Origin of the sequence: Ruminococcus flavefaciens, assembly GCF_900108555.1 — a bacterium.
Lineage (GTDB): Bacteria > Bacillota > Clostridia > Oscillospirales > Ruminococcaceae > Ruminococcus > Ruminococcus flavefaciens_P.
This window is the reverse complement of record NZ_FNWV01000010.1, coordinates 21,174-39,525: the sequence shown is the minus strand read 5'-3', so window position 1 is coordinate 39,525 and position 18,352 is coordinate 21,174. Positions and strand designations below refer to the sequence as shown.

Below are 18,352 nucleotides of genomic sequence, written 5' to 3'. Positions count from 1 at the left end.
TTAGTCCTCCCTGACAGGCTCTGCAATGAGGAATTTTATCTTCTTGCCCTCATCGGTAAACATTTTCTCGTGTTCCGTTACGAAATTCTCATAGGGGCTTTCCGCATGGAGGTCGAAAGTCTTGTATTTTATCCTGAAGCCTGCTTCCTCGAAGTATTCAAATGACTCCTCAAAAAGCTCGTCATCATCTGTCTTGAACCAGAGCTCGCCTCTGAGGAATTTCTTGTAATTTATAAGCTGACGAGTGTGGGTAAGGCGGCGTTTCTTGTGCTTAGCCTTTGGCCACGGATTGCAGAAGTTGATATAGATACGGTCAGCGCGGTCGTTTTCGTCCCATGCGAGCTCAAGACGCTCGATATTCTGTATAGCTATGCGTACATTATCGGGAGAAGCTCCTTTTTCCTCGTATGCAGCTTCCAGCTTGCGCTTTGCGAGGACCAGCATCTCATTCTTGATGTCCATAGCGATGAAGTTGACCTCAGGGTGAGCAGGAGCAGCCTGCGATATAAAGCCGCCCTTACCGCAGCCAAGCTCCACATAGAGCGGCTTGTCGGGTTCTGCGAAAAGCTCACGCCAGTGACCTATCTGCTTCTGTGGTTCATGTATATAGAAAGGGCAGGCTTCCAGTTCGGGCTTTGCCCAGGGTTTATGACGAATTCTCATAAATTACCTCCAAATGAATTCATAAAATAATTATATCATATATTGTCGCATAAATCAACGTTAACAGAGAATAATTTCATATTTTATCTATAAATATCAAACATTGCAATAATTGAAGTAAAAAAATAAATCCGAAAGCAGCTGAACATGAACGCTTTCGGATTTCTGTGTTATTACTTCTTTCGCGGATATTCCTGTATACGGCTCACATAGTCCATGTTGACCAGCTGTTTCTTGCCCTTTTTGTCCTCCACCTCGATCCAGTTTTCTTCGACCTTTGTAACAGTGCCTTCAACACCTGTGGAATAACCGTAAAGGAGCACATTCTTGCCGATAAAGCTTTTTATAAGTTCGTTCATAGTTAGACCTCCGAGTTTTCTTTTATTGCGATTTTGTTTTGCTCTCTTTACCTGACGTATTTTTCTTGCGTTTGCGGCAGGTATTATGCAGCAGCAAAGGATGATTATAAACCATAAATACCAAAAAGACATAAGATACCTCCTTTGCGGAAAGTTTTTGATATTACGGTCATTACTGAACATCAAATGTGATCAAAGACCTAACAGACCTAAGAAAAATATAAGGACCAAAGGCAATACTCCCCAATAACTCATAAGATCCCTCCTTTACAGATTTTTATGATACGGTCTTTTTATACTGATGTTATTATATCACTTTGAGGATATTTTGTCAATTGATAATAAAAATGCTGAAATGACTGGACAAGTGAAAGAGTATGTGTTATAATAGATGTGTTATTTGGAAACTACCCTTTAAATCCGATCCCGTGAGGTCGGCAAGGCGCGTTATTTGATACTATAACTATACCTCTAACTATAGCTATAACTATAAGTATGCTCCCTGCCGCAGCGGGGAGCATTTTTTGTTGAAAGGAGAGCCTGTATGGATACAAAGCGCATTATCATGGACGATAAAGCGGTCAACAGAGCCATTGCACGTATCTCATACGAGATAATCGAGAGGAACAAGGGTACGGAGGATCTTTGTGTCGTTGGTATCTTTTCAAGGGGAGTGCCTCTTGGCAGGCGTATCGCAGCAAAGCTTTCCGAGCTTGAAAAAAATGATGTGCCTTTCGGAGCACTTGACATAACTCCTTACCGCGACGACAGCCGTTCGGCAGGAGAGACTGAAAAGACCGATATCCCTTTCGATATAACAGACAAGAACGTTATCATAGTTGATGATGTTATATTTACGGGAAGGAGTTCCCGTGCAGCCATAGATGCACTTATCAAGCGCGGCAGACCGCGTACTATACAGCTTGCAGTGCTGGTCGACCGCGGACACAGAGAGCTTCCCATACGTCCCGATTATGTGGGCAAAAATCTTCCCACCTCTCACAGTGAAGTCGTAAAGGTCTCCGCAATGGAGATAGACGGCAGCGACGGAGTTGCCATATACTGAACCAATATCCACAATATGAAAGCGAGGTAATCATGTCTCAGATACTTATCAAAAATATCCGTGCAGTCGATACTGAAACGGATATGACAACAGATGTGCTCATAAGCGGCGGCAAAATATCAAAGCTGGGAAACAATATCTCAGCAGAAGCAGACAAGGTAATAGACGGCACGGGGCTTGTGCTCATGCCCTCACTGTTTGATATGCACGTTCATTTCCGCGATCCGGGGCTTACTCATAAGGAGGATATCCTTACAGGCTGCTCTGCTGCACTTGCAGGCGGAGTTACGGGAGTACTTGCAATGCCGAATACGAAGCCGCCCTGCGATAACCCCGAAACTATACGCTATATCATAGACAAGGCAGAGGGCACGGGAGTTGAAGTGTATCCCGTAGGCTGCATCACAGGCGGAATGAGCGGAAACGGTCTCTGCGACTACGAAGCTCTTAAAGCCGCAGGCTGCATATGCATATCCGATGACGGCAGACCTGTTGAAAACGCTGAGATGATGAGAAAAGCACTTGAACTTTCAAAGGAGAACGGACTCCTCGTTGCTTCACACTGCGAGGACCTGAGCATAATAAACGGCGGCATTATGAACAAGGGCGAGACTTCCGCAAAGCTTGGTGTCAAGGGTATGGACAGAGCTTCCGAGGACTACATAACCGCCCGTGAGATGATACTTGCTTCTTCAGTTGATGCCCGTATCCATATATGCCACGTTTCCACTGAGGGAAGTGCGGCAATGATACGCTTTGCAAAGTCAAGGGGAGTAAAGGTCACCTGCGAGACTGCTCCGCATTACTTCATGCTTACGGATAAGCTTTTAGAGAAGCGCGATGCCGATTACCGTATGAATCCGCCTCTCAGGACTCCCGAGGACGTAAAGGCTATCATAGAAGCCGTAAAGGATGGCACTATCGACTGCATAATCACAGACCATGCACCTCATGCAGCCGAGGAAAAGGCTGATTTCGAGAAAGCTCCCAACGGTGTTGTTGGACTTGAAACATCTCTTGCCGCAACTCTTACCGCACTCTATCATACGGGTGAGATAAGCCTTAACAGAGTAGTTGAGCTAATGTGCGCAAATCCGCGAAAGCTTCTGGGACTTGAAGTGCCTGCAATAAAGGAAGGCAGCACAGCAGACCTTGTGATCGCCGATATAAATAAAAAATGGACAGTAGTGCCCGAAAAGCTCCATTCAAAGTCGCATAACACCGTATTCAAGGGCATGGAACTTACAGGAAAGCCTCTCGTTACTATATCAAAGGGCGAGATAAGATATAATGAAATGTAATTACAGGAGGAAAACATATGTCATTTGACAGACTTATCGAAAAGATAATCGACCTTAAAAACCCTACAGTGGTAGGCCTTGACCCTAAGCTGGAATATGTTCCCGAATTCATTCAGCGCCGCTATCTTGACAGTGACGGCTGGACATTAAAGGCTGCTGCAAAGGCGATATTCGACTTTAATCAGGCTATCATAGACGAGATACATGATATAGTACCTGCTATCAAGCCGCAGGCTGCTTACTACGAGATGTACGGCCACTACGGCATCAGAACTCTTGAAAAGACTATCCGCTATGCAAAGCTCAACGGTATGTTCGTAATGACAGACGGCAAAAGAAATGATATCGGTGCAACAATGGAAGCTTATGCTACTGCACATCTTGGCGTAACCTCTGTAGGCGAAAATCAGCTTGAAGCTTTCGGTGCAGATGCCCTCACAGTAAACGGCTACCTCGGTACAGACGGTATCGAGCCGCTCCTTAAAGTATGCCGCGACCGCGACAAGGGCATATATGTACTTGTTAAGACTTCCAACCCTTCATCAGGTGAGCTTCAGGATATGAAGCTTGCTGACGGACGCACTATCTACGAGTGCATGGGCGATATGTGCGAGAAGTGGGGCGAGGATACACGCGGAAAGTACGGCTATTCCGCAGTAGGCGCAGTTGTAGGTGCTACATATCCCGAAATGCTTACAGAGCTGAGAAAGAGACTCCCTCACACAATGTTCCTTGTCCCGGGCTACGGCGCACAGGGCGGCGGAGCTGAGGGCTTAAAGGGCGGCTTTGACGAGAACGGTCTCGGAGCTATAGTAAACTCCTCACGCGCAGTAATGTGTGCATACAAGAAGGAAGGCTGCGACGAGAGAGAATTCGCAAAGGCAGCAAGAAGAGAAGTTATCCGCATGAGAGACGATATCTGCCAGTACATCAACCTTAAATAAGTTGAGGGTTGAGAGTGTAGGGGCTGCCTTTGGCAGTCCGCAGATAACAAAAAATGTAGGGACGCCCTCGGCGTTCCGTGCCTGACGATATAAATAACATGAACCAATCTGTAGGGGCGAACAGCGTTCGCCCGCAGATAACAATAATTCCGAATTCCGCATTAAAACCGCTCTTCCATACAATGGCGTGTGGAACAGGGCGCAAAACATCAACAATACGACCTCTAAAAACTAAAGGGAGGAATTTACAATGTCATTATTCAACATGGGCGAAAAAGCTTACCTTATGCTTGCCGACGGACAGGTGTTCGAGGGCAGGAGCTTTGGCGCAAAGGGCACTGTCATAGGTGAAGTAGTATTCACCACAGGTGTAACAGGTTATCAGGAGACTCTTACAGACCCCAGCTATTACGGACAGATAGTCACACAGACATTTCCGCTTATCGGAAACTACGGTGTGAACTCCGAGGACAATGAGTCCGCAAAGTCCTACGTATCGGGATATATCGTAAGAGAATGGTGCAATGCACCGTCAAACTTCCGCTGTGAGGGCAATATCAACGACTTCCTGAAGGAGCACAACATCGTTGGTATCAACAACATCGACACACGCCGTCTTACAAGAACTATCCGCGAGGTGGGCGTTATGAATGGCGTTATAACTACCGAGGACGTTTACGCAAAGAAGGACGAGCTTCTCGAAAAGATACGCGCTTTCACAGTAAAGGACGCTGTAAAGAATGTTACAAATACCGAGACTCTTACATATGAGCCCGAGGAGAAAAAGCTGAAAGTTGCGCTCTTCGATTTCGGCTACAAGCGCAATATCAGACAGGAGCTTTTAAAGCGAGGCTGCGAAGTAGTTGTAGTACCTGCATATACCACAGCTGCTGAGATAAAGGAGCTTGCTCCCGACGGTATCATGTTCTCCAACGGCCCAGGAGATCCTGCCGAAAATGTTGAGATAATAGAGAATATCAAGGAGATACAGAAGCTTGGCATACCGATATTCGGTATCTGCCTCGGACATCAGCTCATGGCGCTTGCCAACGGTGGAAAGACCGAGAAGCTCAAATACGGTCACAGAGGTGCAAACCAGCCTGTTATCGACCTTGAAAGCGGTCTTACCTACGTTACCAGCCAGAACCACGGCTATGCGGTAGTAGGCGACAGCATCGACCCGTCAGTAGGTCATGTTTCGCATATAAATGCTAACGATAAGACCTGTGAGGGCATACATTATACCTCAGTCAACGCAAGAACAGTCCAGTTCCACCCCGAAGCACACGGTGGTCCGCTGGACACAGCTTACTTGTTTGACGATTTCGTAAATACAATGCTTAAATGAATTAGGAATTCGGAATGCAGAATTAGGAATTAATGTGTTCGCTTACGCTCACATTATTCAAATCAGTCGGCAAAGCCGACACCATAAATTCATAATTCCTAATTACGAATTCCGAATTAAACATCTTGATTGTTGATGAAAAACGGAGGTAAAAAAGATGCCACTCAGAAGTGATATAAAAAAGGTACTTGTTATCGGCTCAGGTCCTATCGTTATCGGACAGGCTGCCGAATTTGACTACGCAGGCACACAGGCTTGCCGCGCACTTAAACAAGAAGGACTTGAAGTAGTCCTCGTTAACTCAAACCCTGCTACCATTATGACCGATAAGGCTATGGCAGACAAGGTATATATCGAACCCCTCACACTTGACGTTGTAAAGAGAATAATCGAGATCGAAAAGCCAGACAGCCTTCTCTCCACACTGGGCGGTCAGACAGGTCTTACACTGTCTATGCAGCTTGCAGAGGAGGGCTTCCTTGAGAGCCACAATGTAAAGCTCCTCGGCGCAGACCCCGAGACTATCCACAAGGCAGAGGACAGACAGGCTTTCAAGGACACTATGGAAAAGATAGGCGAGCCTGTTATACCTTCAAAGGTCGTTGAGACCGTTGAGGACGCAGTTGACTTCGCACAGGTGATACACTATCCCGTTATCGTCCGCCCTGCTTTCACACTCGGCGGTACAGGCGGCGGTATAGCACAGAATGAAGAGGAGCTCCGCGACATCGCTACAAACGGACTTCGCCTTTCACCTATCACACAGATACTTGTTGAGAAGTGCATCAGCGGCTGGAAAGAAATAGAATTTGAGGTAATCCGTGACGCAAAGGGCAACGTTATCACAGTCTGCTCAATGGAGAACTTCGACCCTGTAGGCGTTCACACAGGCGACAGTATCGTTATCGCACCTGCTGTGACTCTCACCGACAGAGAGTACCAGATGCTCCGTACAGCTGCTATCAATATCATCAAGGAGCTCAAAGTCGAGGGCGGCTGTAACTGCCAGTTCGCACTTCACCCAACAAGCTTCAAGTATGCTGTTATCGAGGTAAACCCAAGAGTTTCGCGTTCTTCCGCACTTGCTTCAAAGGCTACGGGATATCCGATAGCAAAGACTGCTGCAAAGATAGCTATCGGATATACTCTTGACGAGATAATCAATCAGGTAACAGGCAAGACCTACGCTTGCTTCGAGCCTGCACTGGACTATGTAGTAATCAAGTTCCCTAAGTGGGCTTTCGATAAATTCGTATATGCAAAGCGTACCCTCGGCACACAGATGAAGGCTACAGGCGAGGTAATGGCTATCGGTACAAGCTTCGAGCAGGCTATGATGAAGGCAGTCCGCTCTATCGAGCTCGGTCTTGACACTATGAACCTGAAAAAGCTTGCAAAGCTCTCAACTGAGGAGATACGCGAGAAGCTCCACGTTATCGACGATGAGCGTTCATTCTGCGTATTTGAAGCTCTCAAGCGCGGAATAACTCCCGAAGAGATACACGAGATAACCATGATAGACAACTGGTTCCTGTACAAGCTCCTGAATCTTGTTGAGCTGGAAAAATGGCTCGCAGAGGGTGAGCTCACAGAGGAAAAGTACGATATCGCAAAGCAGTACGGCTACCTTGACAGCACTATCGAGCGTATTTCGGGACAGAAGTGCCCCAAGCACAAGAGTGCCGTATACAAAATGGTCGATACATGCGCAGGCGAGTTCAAGGCTGAGACTCCTTACTTCTACTCAACATTTGACGAGGAGAACGAGGCGAAGCAGTTCATCGAGCGCACAGACAAGGGCAAGAAGAAGGTCATCGTATTCGGTTCAGGCCCTATCCGTATCGGACAGGGTATCGAGTTCGACTACTGCTCGGTACACTGCGTATGGACTCTCAAAGAACTCGGCTACGAGGCTGTAATATGCAACAACAACCCTGAGACAGTTTCAACCGACTTCGATACAGGCGACCGTCTTTACTTCGATCCGCTGACAAAGGAGGACGTTCAGTCCATTATCGAGACTGAGCAGCCCTATGGCGTTGTTGTTCAGTTCGGCGGACAGACAGCTATCAAGCTCACACGTTACCTGTCGGATATGGGCGTTCGTATCCTGGGTACTTCTGCTGATATGATAGATGCAGCAGAGGACAGAGAGCGTTTCGACGAAGTCCTTGAAAAGTGCGGTATACCGAGACCTGCGGGACATACTGTAATGAACACAGAGGAAGCTCTTGTGGCAGCCAATGACCTCGGCTATCCTGTTCTTCTCCGTCCTTCCTACGTTCTCGGCGGTCAGAACATGATAATCGCTCACTCCGATGCAGATGTAAAGGAGTATATGGGCATCATCATGAGCCATAATATCGAAAACCCTGTACTTATCGACAAGTATATGATGGGTACTGAGGTAGAAGTCGACGCTATCTGTGACGGCGAGGACTTCCTTATCCCCGGTATCATGGAGCATATCGAGCGTGCAGGCGTTCACTCGGGCGACTCTATCTCGATATATCCTGCACAGCATCTTTCAGAGCGTATCAAGCGCATAATCGTTGAGTACACAAGACTTCTCTCCAAGGAGCTCAACGTTATCGGTCTTGTGAATATACAGTATGTTGTTTACAACCATGAGGTATTCGTTATCGAGGTAAATCCACGTTCTTCAAGAACAGTTCCTTACATCAGCAAGGTAACAGGTATACCTATGGTCGATATCGCAACAAAGATAATGTTCGGTGCAAAGCTTAAAGATATGGGCTACGAGAGCGGACTTTATCCAGCCGGCGACTACGTTGCAGTTAAAGTTCCTGTATTCTCATTCGAGAAGCTCACAGACGTTGATACAATGCTCGGACCTGAGATGAAGTCAACAGGTGAGTGCCTCGGTATCGGCAGAAACCTTGAGGACGCGCTCTTGAAGGGACTTATCGCAGCAGGCTTTGACCTCAAGCGTGAGGGCGGAGTTCTTATCTCGGTACGTGACAGCGACAAGAGGGAGATACTTCCTATTGCCGACAAGTTCGAGCGTATGGGCTTTGAGCTTTACGCAACATCGGGCACACAGAGCGTGCTCCACAGGAATATGATAGCTGCGAACCTTGTCCGCAAGATATCGGACGGAACTCCGAATGTTGAGACTCTTCTCGACAGCGGCAAGATACACTATGTAATATCCACTTCCGCAAAGGGCAGACTTCCCGAGCGTGACAGTGTTAAGATGAGAAGAAAGTCCATTGAGCGTTCTATCTGTAGTTTAACTGCTGTAGATACGGCAAAATCACTGGTAAAGGTCCTCGAATCGGGCAGAACTATCAACGATGTTGAATTGGTCGATATTACGAAAATATAAGTAGGGAACGCCGCCCTCGGCGTTCCGCAAGCCTTTAGCCTGTAGGGGGGCGAAGTGTGCGCCTGCAAGATACACTGAAGGAAATTCGGGCTGCCAAAGGCAGCCCCTACACAATAACTTTAAATTGACGGGGCGATGTTGGCATCGCCCCCTACATTTCGTTCCAAATTTGTTTTAATGTAAGACACGGGCGCACAGTGTGCGCCCCTACACTCTCAACTCTCAACTCTAAACTCTCAACTTCCAAAGGGGGAACTATGGATCACTTCAAGCTATGTTCAAACTACGCGCCCGCAGGCGATCAGCCGCAGGCTATAGACAAACTTGTAAACGGTATACAGTCTGGCAAAAAGGAGCAGATACTCCTGGGTGTTACGGGTTCGGGAAAGACCTTCACTATGGCGAACGTTATCGCCCGTGTGAACAAGCCTACCCTCGTACTTGCCCATAACAAGATACTTGCAGCCCAGCTTTGCTCGGAGTTCCGCGAGTTCTTCCCCGAAAATGCCGTTGAGTACTTCGTTTCCTACTACGACTACTATCAGCCTGAAGCCTACGTGCCAAGCACGGACAGCTACATCGAAAAGGACTCCTCCATAAACGACGAGATAGACAAGCTCCGCCACTCCGCTACAACTGCTCTTGCGGAGCGCAGTGACGTTATAATCGTTGCCAGTGTTTCGTGTATATACTCCCTCGGTAGTCCTGAGGAGTACCGTTCCATGTGCGTTTCCATTCGTCAGGGAGCTGAAAAGCCCCGCGATCAGCTCATTGCTGAGCTTGTGAAGATACGCTACGAGAGAAACGATATAGCTTTTGAGCGTAACAGGTTCAGAGTCCGCGGCGATGTTCTGGAGATATTTCCTGCAATGTCCACGGATACGGCTGTAAGAGTTGAGTACTTCGGCGACGAAATAGACCGTATCTCCGAGATAAACGTGATAACGGGCGAGGTCAAGGCAGTTGTGTCCCATGCGGCTATTTTCCCTGCTTCTCACTATGTTGTAGGCGATGACAAGCTTGAAGCTGCACTTACGGAGATCGACCGCGAGCTTGCGGAGCGCATCGACTATTTTCAGCAGAACAACAAGCTCATAGAGGCTCAGCGTATCGAGCAGCGCACACACTACGATATGGAAATGCTCCGTGAAGTAGGCTATTGCAGCGGAGTCGAGAACTACTCCCGTGTACTTGCAGGCAGACCTGCGGGAAGTACTCCTCTCACGCTTATGGATCACTTCCCCGAGGACTTCCTCCTCATAGTTGACGAGAGCCATGTTACTCTGCCGCAGGTAAGAGCTATGTACGCAGGCGACCGCGCAAGAAAGACTACTCTTGTGGACTACGGCTTCCGTCTGCCCAGTGCAATGGATAACCGTCCTCTGAACTTTGACGAGTTCAACGATCATATACATCAGGCGATATACGTCAGTGCGACTCCCGGACAGATAGAGCGTGAAAAGACTGATACTATCGTGGAGCAGGTGATACGTCCTACGGGACTTGTTGACCCTGAGATAATCGTAAAGCCCACACACGGACAGGTGGACGACCTGCTGTCCGAGATAAATGAGCGTGTCGCTCTTAACGAGAGAGTGCTTGTTACAACTCTTACGAAGAAAATGGCAGAGGACTTGACTTCTTACTATGAAAAGCTGGGCGTAAAAGTCCGTTATCTCCACCATGATATCGACACTATCGAACGTATGGAGATAATCAAGGATCTCCGCGAGGGAGTATTCGACGTACTCGTTGGTATCAACCTTCTCCGTGAGGGACTTGATATACCGGAGGTAAGCCTTATCGCCATACTCGATGCGGACAAGGAGGGCTTCCTGAGAAGTGAGACTTCCCTTATCCAGACCATAGGACGAGCAGCAAGAAATGCCAAGGGTCAGGTCATAATGTATGCCGACTCCGTAACAGGTTCAATGGAGAGAGCCATAACCGAGACCGAACGCCGCCGCTCACTGCAAATGGCGTTCAACGAGGAGCACGGTATAGTGCCAAAGACTATCATCAAGGAAGTCCGCGATGTTCTGGAAATTACCTCCAAGAACAAGGTGGAGGAAAAGACGAAAAAGAAGAAGATGTCGGCTTCCGAGAAGCAGCATCTCATAGACAAGCTCACCGTGGAAATGAAGAATGCGGCAAAGTTGCTTGAGTTTGAACACGCTGCATATCTCCGTGATAAGATACAGGAACTGAGAGAAAGCTAAAAAATCAATATTTTATGTCCGATTATGCCGCGCTTTTACGATTATTAAAGTATAGAGTGCGGCATAATGTTTTTGCTCACCTGTCTTTTCGTTAATTCATTATTATTTGCCTGTATTCTGCACTCAATACAACCAAAACTATTGACATTTTTGTACTGAAATGCTACAATATAGGTAATATTAGTATACTGGAAAAAGTGTACTATGAGAGGGGAAATTAAATAATGAAAAAAATTACACGCTCTGTTGCAGCGTTAGTTTCTGCTGCAGCAATGACTTTGACAGGAGCAGCACCTTGTCTTAGTCAGACAACGATGACAGCTTGTGCAGTTGACACAAACAATGACGACTGGCTCCACGCAAAAGGAAGCCGACTCTACGACATGAACGGAAACGAGGTATGGCTCACGGGCGCAAACTGGTTCGGTTTCAACTGTACCGAGTGCTCACCTCACTATCTCTGGAGCGGCGATATCGACGACATGGTAAAGGATATTGCCGATCACGGTGTAAACGTGCTCAGACTTCCTGTTTCCACGGAGCTGCTCTACAACTGGATGGTAGGAGATCCCGATCCTGTAGGAAGCATCAATCCTAATAACGATCCAAGCTATCCGTTCAACGTTGACCTTATCAAGTCCGACGGAAGCGTTGTAAACAGCATGGAGCTCTTCGATATCCTCCTTGCTAAGTGCAAGAAGTACGGCGTAAAGTGCTTCATTGATATCCACAGCCCCGAATCCAATAACTCGGGACACAACTACGGACTCTGGTACGGCAAGAGCTTCACGGGACGTGACGGAAAGAAAGTTGAAGTTACTACCGATGTCTGGATAGAAACTCTTGCATGGTGCGCAGACCACTACAAGGGCGATGATACACTTATAGGCTTCGATCTGAAGAACGAGCCTCACAGCAAATACGGCGGAGCTCCTGTAGATGCGATATGGGACGACTCCAATGCTCCGAATAACTGGAAAAAGGCAGCACAGGACTGTGCTGACGCTATACTCGAAAAAAATCCCCACGCACTCATTCTTATCGAGGGCGTTGAAGGCTTTGAGGGACACGGCGCATGGTGGGGCGGAAACCTCCGCGGTGTTGCAAAATATCCTGTAAAGCCTGCTTCGGGAACATCTCAGATAGTATACTCACCTCACGACTACGGCCCTGTAGTAAGTGACCAGACATGGTTCAACAAGAACTTTACAGAGAAAACACTCCTTGATGATTACTGGTACGAAACATGGGCATACCTTGTGGACAAGGATATGTATCCTCTCCTCATCGGAGAATGGGGCGGACGTCTTGACGGCGGAGATAACGAGAAATGGCTCGGACTTCTCCGTGATTATATGATAAAAAATCATATCAATCATACATTCTGGTGTCTCAATGACGATTCAGGTGATACGGGCGGACTCTGGAAGGATATCCAGTTCGGCGTAACACAGGGGTCTGACGGCACTATGGTCGGAAAGACAACTATAAACTGGGATACGGAAAAGTATGAGACATATTACTATCCTGCTATATGGAAGACCTCGACTTCAAAGAAGTTCATCGGTCTCGATCATCAGGTAGCACTGGGCAAGGACGGTATCTCACTGAACGATTTCTACGCTAATTACGCTGCTTCAGAGGGAAGCAACCTTGACGGTGGAAAGAAATCAGACGGCAAGACAGTTGATGCTGATCCTGCAAAGACGACCACTACAACTACTTCCAAAACTACTACTTCTTCATCTGCTGCAACAACTACAACTACCACATCTGTTGTGGACGTCAGTAATCGCTTATTCGGAGATGCTAATTGCGACGGTCAGGTCGATCTTGCAGACGCTGTTCTCATAATGCAGTCACTTGCTAATCCTAATAAGTACGGAACAAGCGGAACAGATGAACACCACCTCACAAAAGAAGGCTCTGCAAATGCCGATGTTGAGGGAAACGGAAACGGCATAACTACCAACGATGCACAGGCTATACAGATGTATCTCCTTGGCAAGTATAAGTCGCTTCCTGTAAAATAAGCTTCATACCGCGCTGCTGATACGGGCGGTGCGGAAAATATATAATCAGAGAGGGAAAAAAATATGAAGATCTTAAAATCACTGGCAGCTGTTGCTGCCGCAGCTGCGCTGACTGTATCAGGTGCTGCTTACTATGCACCGGCAGTTGCGCCAGACACCATCGGTGTAGCTATTGCTGCCGATGACAACAATGACGACTGGCTCCACGCAAAGGGAAGCCGACTCTACGACATGAACGGAAACGAAGTATGGCTCACAGGTGCTAACTGGTTCGGTCTTAACTGTACCGAGAACGTTCCTCATGGTCTGTATGCAAGAGATGTTGACGATCTCCTCAAGAGCGTTGCGGATCACGGTATCAACATTATCCGTTTCCCTATTTCCACAGAGCTCTTGCTTTCATGGATGGACGGTAAACCGCTTCCTGTCAGCTCAGTACAGGCAAGCTACAATCCTCCTCAGGACGAAGTAGGCGAGGACGGTACTATTACTCCGGCAGGTAAGTACGGAAATATCAACAAGGAATTCGTTGAGTCTGACGGTAAGACACTCAAGGATTCAATGGCTATTTTTGATATCATCATGCAGAAGTGCAAGAAGTATGGTATCAAGGCTCTCATTGATGTTCACAGCCCTGCTTCACACAATTCAGGTCATAACTATAACCTCTGGTACTATGAGCCGACAGCAGAGGACTGTGATGGTATGGCTACAGGTCACTTCTCAAAGGCTAAGATAACCTGGGACGATTGGAAGGACTCTATCACATGGCTCGCTAAGAAGTATGCAAATGATGATACTATCGTTGCTTATGACCTCAAGAACGAGCCTCACGGTAAGCGCGGCTACAACGGAACCGAGTGCCCTGCAAATATGGCTAAGTGGGACGACTCTACAGATAAGAACAACTGGAGATACTCAGCAGAAGAGTGTGCTAAGTCTATCCTCGCTGTAAATCCGAACGCTCTTATCCTCGTTGAAGGTATCGAGCAGTCTCCTATGTTCGACAAGAACATAACATGGGACGATGCAGATAAGTTTAATCCGGAGCCAGGTGAAGAAAAATGGTACGGTGCTTGGTGGGGCGGAAACCTCAGAGGTGTAAAGGAGCTTCCTGTACTTCCCGAGTCTTCACAGATAGTATATTCACCTCACGATTACGGCCCGTCAGTTTATGCACAGACATGGTTCAACAAGAACTTTACTACAGAGACTCTTCTTGATGATTATTGGTATGACACATGGGCATACATCAATAAGGAAGATATCGCACCTCTCCTCATCGGTGAGTGGGGCGGTCATATGGACAAGGGTGCTAACCAGAAGTGGATGGAGCTTCTCCGTGATTATATGATAAACAATCATATCAACCACACATTCTGGTGTATCAATCCTAACTCAGGCGATACAGGCGGACTTCTTGATTCTACATTCATGAACTGGGATAACAATAAGTACAGCCTGTTCGAGAAGTCGCTCTGGCAGACAGATTCTGGTAAGTATATCGGTCTCGACCACCAGACAGCTCTCGGTGACAACGGTCTTTCACTCAATCAGTTCTATTCATCAGGCGCAAAGAGCAACCTTGACGGCGGCAAGGCAGGCGGCGGTACTCCTATAGTCGTTGAGCCTAAGGTAACAATAACTACTTCACAGCCTACAACTACAACTACTACCACAACAACTACAACTAAAACTTCTACAACAAGCAAGGAGACTACAACTACTACAACATCTGCTACAACAAGCAAGACAACTACTTCTGCAACTGTAACTACAAGTTCAACCACAATCACAACTATTAAGGGTACTGATATAGGATCAGGTCAGCTTCCTACAACAACATCAGCTGTTCCTGAGGTAACAGGTACTGTTTGGGGAGATTCAAACGGTGACGGCGAAGTTGATATGTCGGACGTTGTTCTTATCATGCAGAGCCTTGCTAACCCGAATAAGTACGGTGTGAACGGTACTGACAAGAACCACATCACACAGGCTGGTCTTAACAATGCTTCTGTTGTAAACAATAACGGCAGCGTTACTAATAACGACGCTGTAAGGATACAGCTCTACCTCCTCGGAAAGTTTGATCCAAAGACAGGAAAGTAAATATAATTATCGGCACGGCGAAAGCTGTGCCGATTTTTTATGCTTTCTATAAGGGGGCTGAAAAAGTGTTTTTTTCAACGGAAAACCATTGAATATCATGAAAATTTTTTTGTAAAGAAAAACGGCAGCCATTATTATGACTGCCGTTTCCCTGAAATATAGAGAATATTATGAAAAAAGCATAATAGAAGATGTCTTTTATATACTCAGCTCTTCTCGCTGACAATGAGAGATATGCGGTTCTGCATCATTTTAGCAGCTTCCTCTGCGGACTTTCCGCCATGGAAGTACTCTTCTGCTTCTTCAATGCATATTGCATAAGCATCATCGTCCATTGAATACTTTAATGTATCACAGCTGAGTATATATCGTTTAAGGTCTGCAAGCTCTTCCTTTGTGGGAGTGTTTATGGGGATACCCTGTATAGTGTAGGTCGTTGACTCTATTAAATTTCCGTTTTCATCGTAAGCTTTTACCTTAGACATACTGTCGATCTTATTGTCGAGATCCTTCATTAAAACAGGATAGCCGTCTGAAATGTTGCCCTTGCCTGCGTCGATATTCTCATCGGAAGCGTCGCTGAGTATCATCTTGATGAACTCCCATGCACCTTCCTTAACAGATGATCCTGCACCTATAGAGAATTCATAGCTCGGCTCGAGCTTGCCGCCCTTGCCGTTTGATGTGGGAAATCCGACCAATGTGATATCTTCGCCGAATTCGATCTGTTCATAGCCAAGATCGCGGTCACCGCAGAGCATCACATTTGAAATGATATCCTGATCGTCTGTAAATCTGCGTGAATATTCCTCCCAATACCTTTGGTAGGCATCATCGCCGGACTTGTCGGCAAATTCCATTTCGTCAACAAATCTGTTGCAGAATTTCAGTTTTTCTATGAACTCGGGGGTGTCAAAATGACATTCCGATCTTTCTATGTCAACGAGGTCGCTGTCGGCGTATAGCATCATACAGAATACCTCGGATTTGTCCATTGTACTGTAACGCTTGGAAGCGGTATCCATTCTGTCGTAAAGGTCGATCATTTCCTGCAATGTCCAGTTTTCGTGGTCAACGAATTTCTTCTTTGCTGCAAAGGTATTGACTGTAAAGCTCGGTGTTATCGAGTAGAGCTTGCCTTCGCGGCTTTCAAGTGCCTTGAGTATATTTGGTGCTACCGTATCACGGTTGACCTCGGAGTCATTATCCATAAGGGTATAGAGGTCAAGAAGCGCACCCTTTTTGCCGAGAAGTGCGGTATCGCTTCTGCTCAGCATCAATATATCAGGGCATTTGCCTGCGGTTATATCAATTTCAAGCTTGTTGAAGTCGTTTTTGTTTCGTTCGGCAATGGACTGAGGAGACTTGTCCTCCATATCCTCTGGAGTAAGCTCAGTTGAATAGTCAACGGACTGTATCCTGTACTTATCCTGTTCGCGGTTGAACTTGCTTATATAGGAATTCAGCGGATTAGAGCCGAATGAAGCCATTGTTATGATCTGTACATTGTCGAGCTCGCCTGCCTGGCGGTGTACGAGCTTATACAGCTCAAGGGAAGGCTCATTACCGTAATTATTGTAGCTGAGGCAGTAGAATTCGTCATTGTCAGCAGGAATGATACGCATTTCTGTTGTATCTGCATCTACCCATTTGAGGATAGTTTCAGATGTTCCGTCAGCCTTTATGCCCATGACTTCATCTTCATTGCTGCCGATGAACAGATAGTCGCCGCAGCCCGTGATGTAATGATATGGACCTGTCGGAATGTAATTAGCCGAATTTTCAGTATAAAAAGGGTCTTTCAGCTCATTGGTATCTGTATCTATTTCAAGTATCTTGTTTTGTGTTGAACTGGGATCTTTACCGGCAGAGACAATGCTCAGATAGCTTTTTCCGTCGCTGCCTGTAAGGAGCTGAGGATCGCAGTATTGTAAAAACTCATCGGGAACAGTGATAGTTTCATGGTTTGCATCGCTTTTGAAGATATCTATTTTATTATGGCTGTAAAATGTAACTACAGTATCACTGTCGGGCATTGCTATGGCTAAATGATAAATTAAGCTATCGTCCTCTGAATTTTCGGACTCCATGCTGCCTAAGTCAATGAACTTCCTGATGGTTCCGTCATTATTATAGAAGCAGATGCCGTAGGAAGCTGTCTGATTTTCGTAAAAAGCTTCATAATCGAAGTTTTCATCGTATTCTTCGGGCTCTTCCATATCACCATTGTCGATAAATGTGTAAAAAACTGCAATATCGCCGTTTGCGTTATAAACTATGAAGTTGTTTATTTCATCGGCTTGCTTGGCGGCTTCGGGAAGTTCAAGCTCTATTTTCTGAAAATCTGAAAAGTCTGAGCTTATTTTATATATATACGGAGCGGAAGCGGCGGAGTCAGCGTTAGTGTGGCTTGTATCGTCGCCGCTGGCGTAGTAAAAGCCGTCCTTTGCTCTCGTTATATCATAAAGGTATGCTGCCTTGTCGATAGTTTTGTATTTTACCAGCTTGTATGAGTTTTCGGAAAGCTCAGTAAGAGACTGTGTTGCTGAGTTGTTTTCCTTTAATGACTGCTTTTCAGAGTCGTGAGAATTCTTTTTTGTTTCGGAACAGGAACAAAGTGCGATACAAGCTGAAAAAGTAAATGCAAGTATTCGTGATGAGTTTTTATTCATGTCGGGGCTCCTTTCGGTTTTTTCATATAAAGGTGATTTGTTAAGCATAAAAAGCACAGTGCCTATGACCTTTGCACAAATATTGCAGCTGTTATCTGTATACACAGACCAAGTGCGCAGGTCGGCCTTTTATGCCATTCAAATCACTTTTATATGTTACTGATTGTCCCCACACTTATATAAACGCTTTTTTCAAAGCTTTTGTGACAGAAATTCAGAAAAAAGTTTTTGAAAAAATAAAACAATGCGAAAAAGAGAACCGCCGACACTATTGCGCCGGCGGTTTTTC

The 18,352-nt window shown here is 46.4% G+C and carries 11 protein-coding genes; 8 read left to right on the top strand and 3 right to left on the bottom strand.

The window, feature by feature from the left end; genetic code table 11:
* Both trmB and BLW60_RS12680 read right to left on the bottom strand, forming a co-directional pair.
* Complete coding sequence (gene trmB, locus BLW60_RS12685) at nt 1-663, bottom strand: tRNA (guanosine(46)-N7)-methyltransferase TrmB (RefSeq protein WP_074717981.1); 663 nt, start codon at nt 661-663, stop codon at nt 1-3.
* A gap of 173 nt (nt 664-836) precedes the next feature.
* A complete protein-coding gene (locus tag BLW60_RS12680; protein WP_074718104.1) occupies nt 837-1,022 on the bottom strand; it encodes a DUF6897 domain-containing protein in 186 nt (61 codons plus the stop codon).
* A gap of 544 nt (nt 1,023-1,566) precedes the next feature.
* Here BLW60_RS12680 and pyrR point away from each other — a divergent pair.
* The 8 genes from pyrR (at nt 1,567) to BLW60_RS12640 (ending at nt 15,391) form a co-directional block, all read left to right on the top strand.
* On the top strand, nt 1,567-2,088 hold the full coding sequence (gene pyrR, locus BLW60_RS12675) for a bifunctional pyr operon transcriptional regulator/uracil phosphoribosyltransferase PyrR (protein WP_074717979.1): 522 nt from the start codon (nt 1,567-1,569) through the stop codon (nt 2,086-2,088).
* A gap of 32 nt (nt 2,089-2,120) precedes the next feature.
* Nucleotides 2,121-3,389 carry a dihydroorotase gene (locus tag BLW60_RS12670; RefSeq protein ID WP_074717977.1) on the top strand — a complete coding sequence of 423 codons (1,269 nt, stop codon included), beginning with the start codon at nt 2,121-2,123 and terminating at the stop codon, nt 3,387-3,389.
* 17 nt (nt 3,390-3,406) lie between these two features.
* A complete protein-coding gene (gene pyrF / locus BLW60_RS12665) occupies nt 3,407-4,333 on the top strand; it encodes an orotidine-5'-phosphate decarboxylase (protein ID WP_074717975.1) in 927 nt (308 codons plus the stop codon).
* A 250-nt stretch (nt 4,334-4,583) separates the two neighbouring features.
* On the top strand, nt 4,584-5,681 hold the full coding sequence (locus tag BLW60_RS12660) for a carbamoyl phosphate synthase small subunit (protein ID WP_074717971.1): 1,098 nt from the start codon (nt 4,584-4,586) through the stop codon (nt 5,679-5,681).
* A 157-nt stretch (nt 5,682-5,838) separates the two neighbouring features.
* Nucleotides 5,839-9,030, top strand: a complete 3,192-nt coding sequence (gene carB / locus BLW60_RS12655; RefSeq protein ID WP_074717969.1) for a carbamoyl-phosphate synthase large subunit — start codon at nt 5,839-5,841, stop codon at nt 9,028-9,030.
* 257 nt (nt 9,031-9,287) lie between these two features.
* Nucleotides 9,288-11,249 (top strand): excinuclease ABC subunit UvrB, encoded by a 1,962-nt coding sequence (gene uvrB, locus BLW60_RS12650; protein WP_074717967.1) that lies wholly within the window; start codon nt 9,288-9,290, stop codon nt 11,247-11,249.
* A 272-nt stretch (nt 11,250-11,521) separates the two neighbouring features.
* A complete protein-coding gene (locus BLW60_RS12645; protein WP_431768017.1) occupies nt 11,522-13,282 on the top strand; it encodes a cellulase family glycosylhydrolase in 1,761 nt (586 codons plus the stop codon).
* A gap of 69 nt (nt 13,283-13,351) precedes the next feature.
* On the top strand, nt 13,352-15,391 hold the full coding sequence (locus BLW60_RS12640; RefSeq protein ID WP_431768016.1) for a cellulase family glycosylhydrolase: 2,040 nt from the start codon (nt 13,352-13,354) through the stop codon (nt 15,389-15,391).
* Between the two features lie 206 nt (nt 15,392-15,597).
* On the opposite strand, the gene BLW60_RS12635 is transcribed toward BLW60_RS12640, so the two are convergent.
* Complete coding sequence (locus BLW60_RS12635) at nt 15,598-18,063, bottom strand: ABC transporter substrate-binding protein (protein WP_074717961.1); 2,466 nt, start codon at nt 18,061-18,063, stop codon at nt 15,598-15,600.
* Nucleotides 18,064-18,352 lie beyond the last annotated feature (289 nt).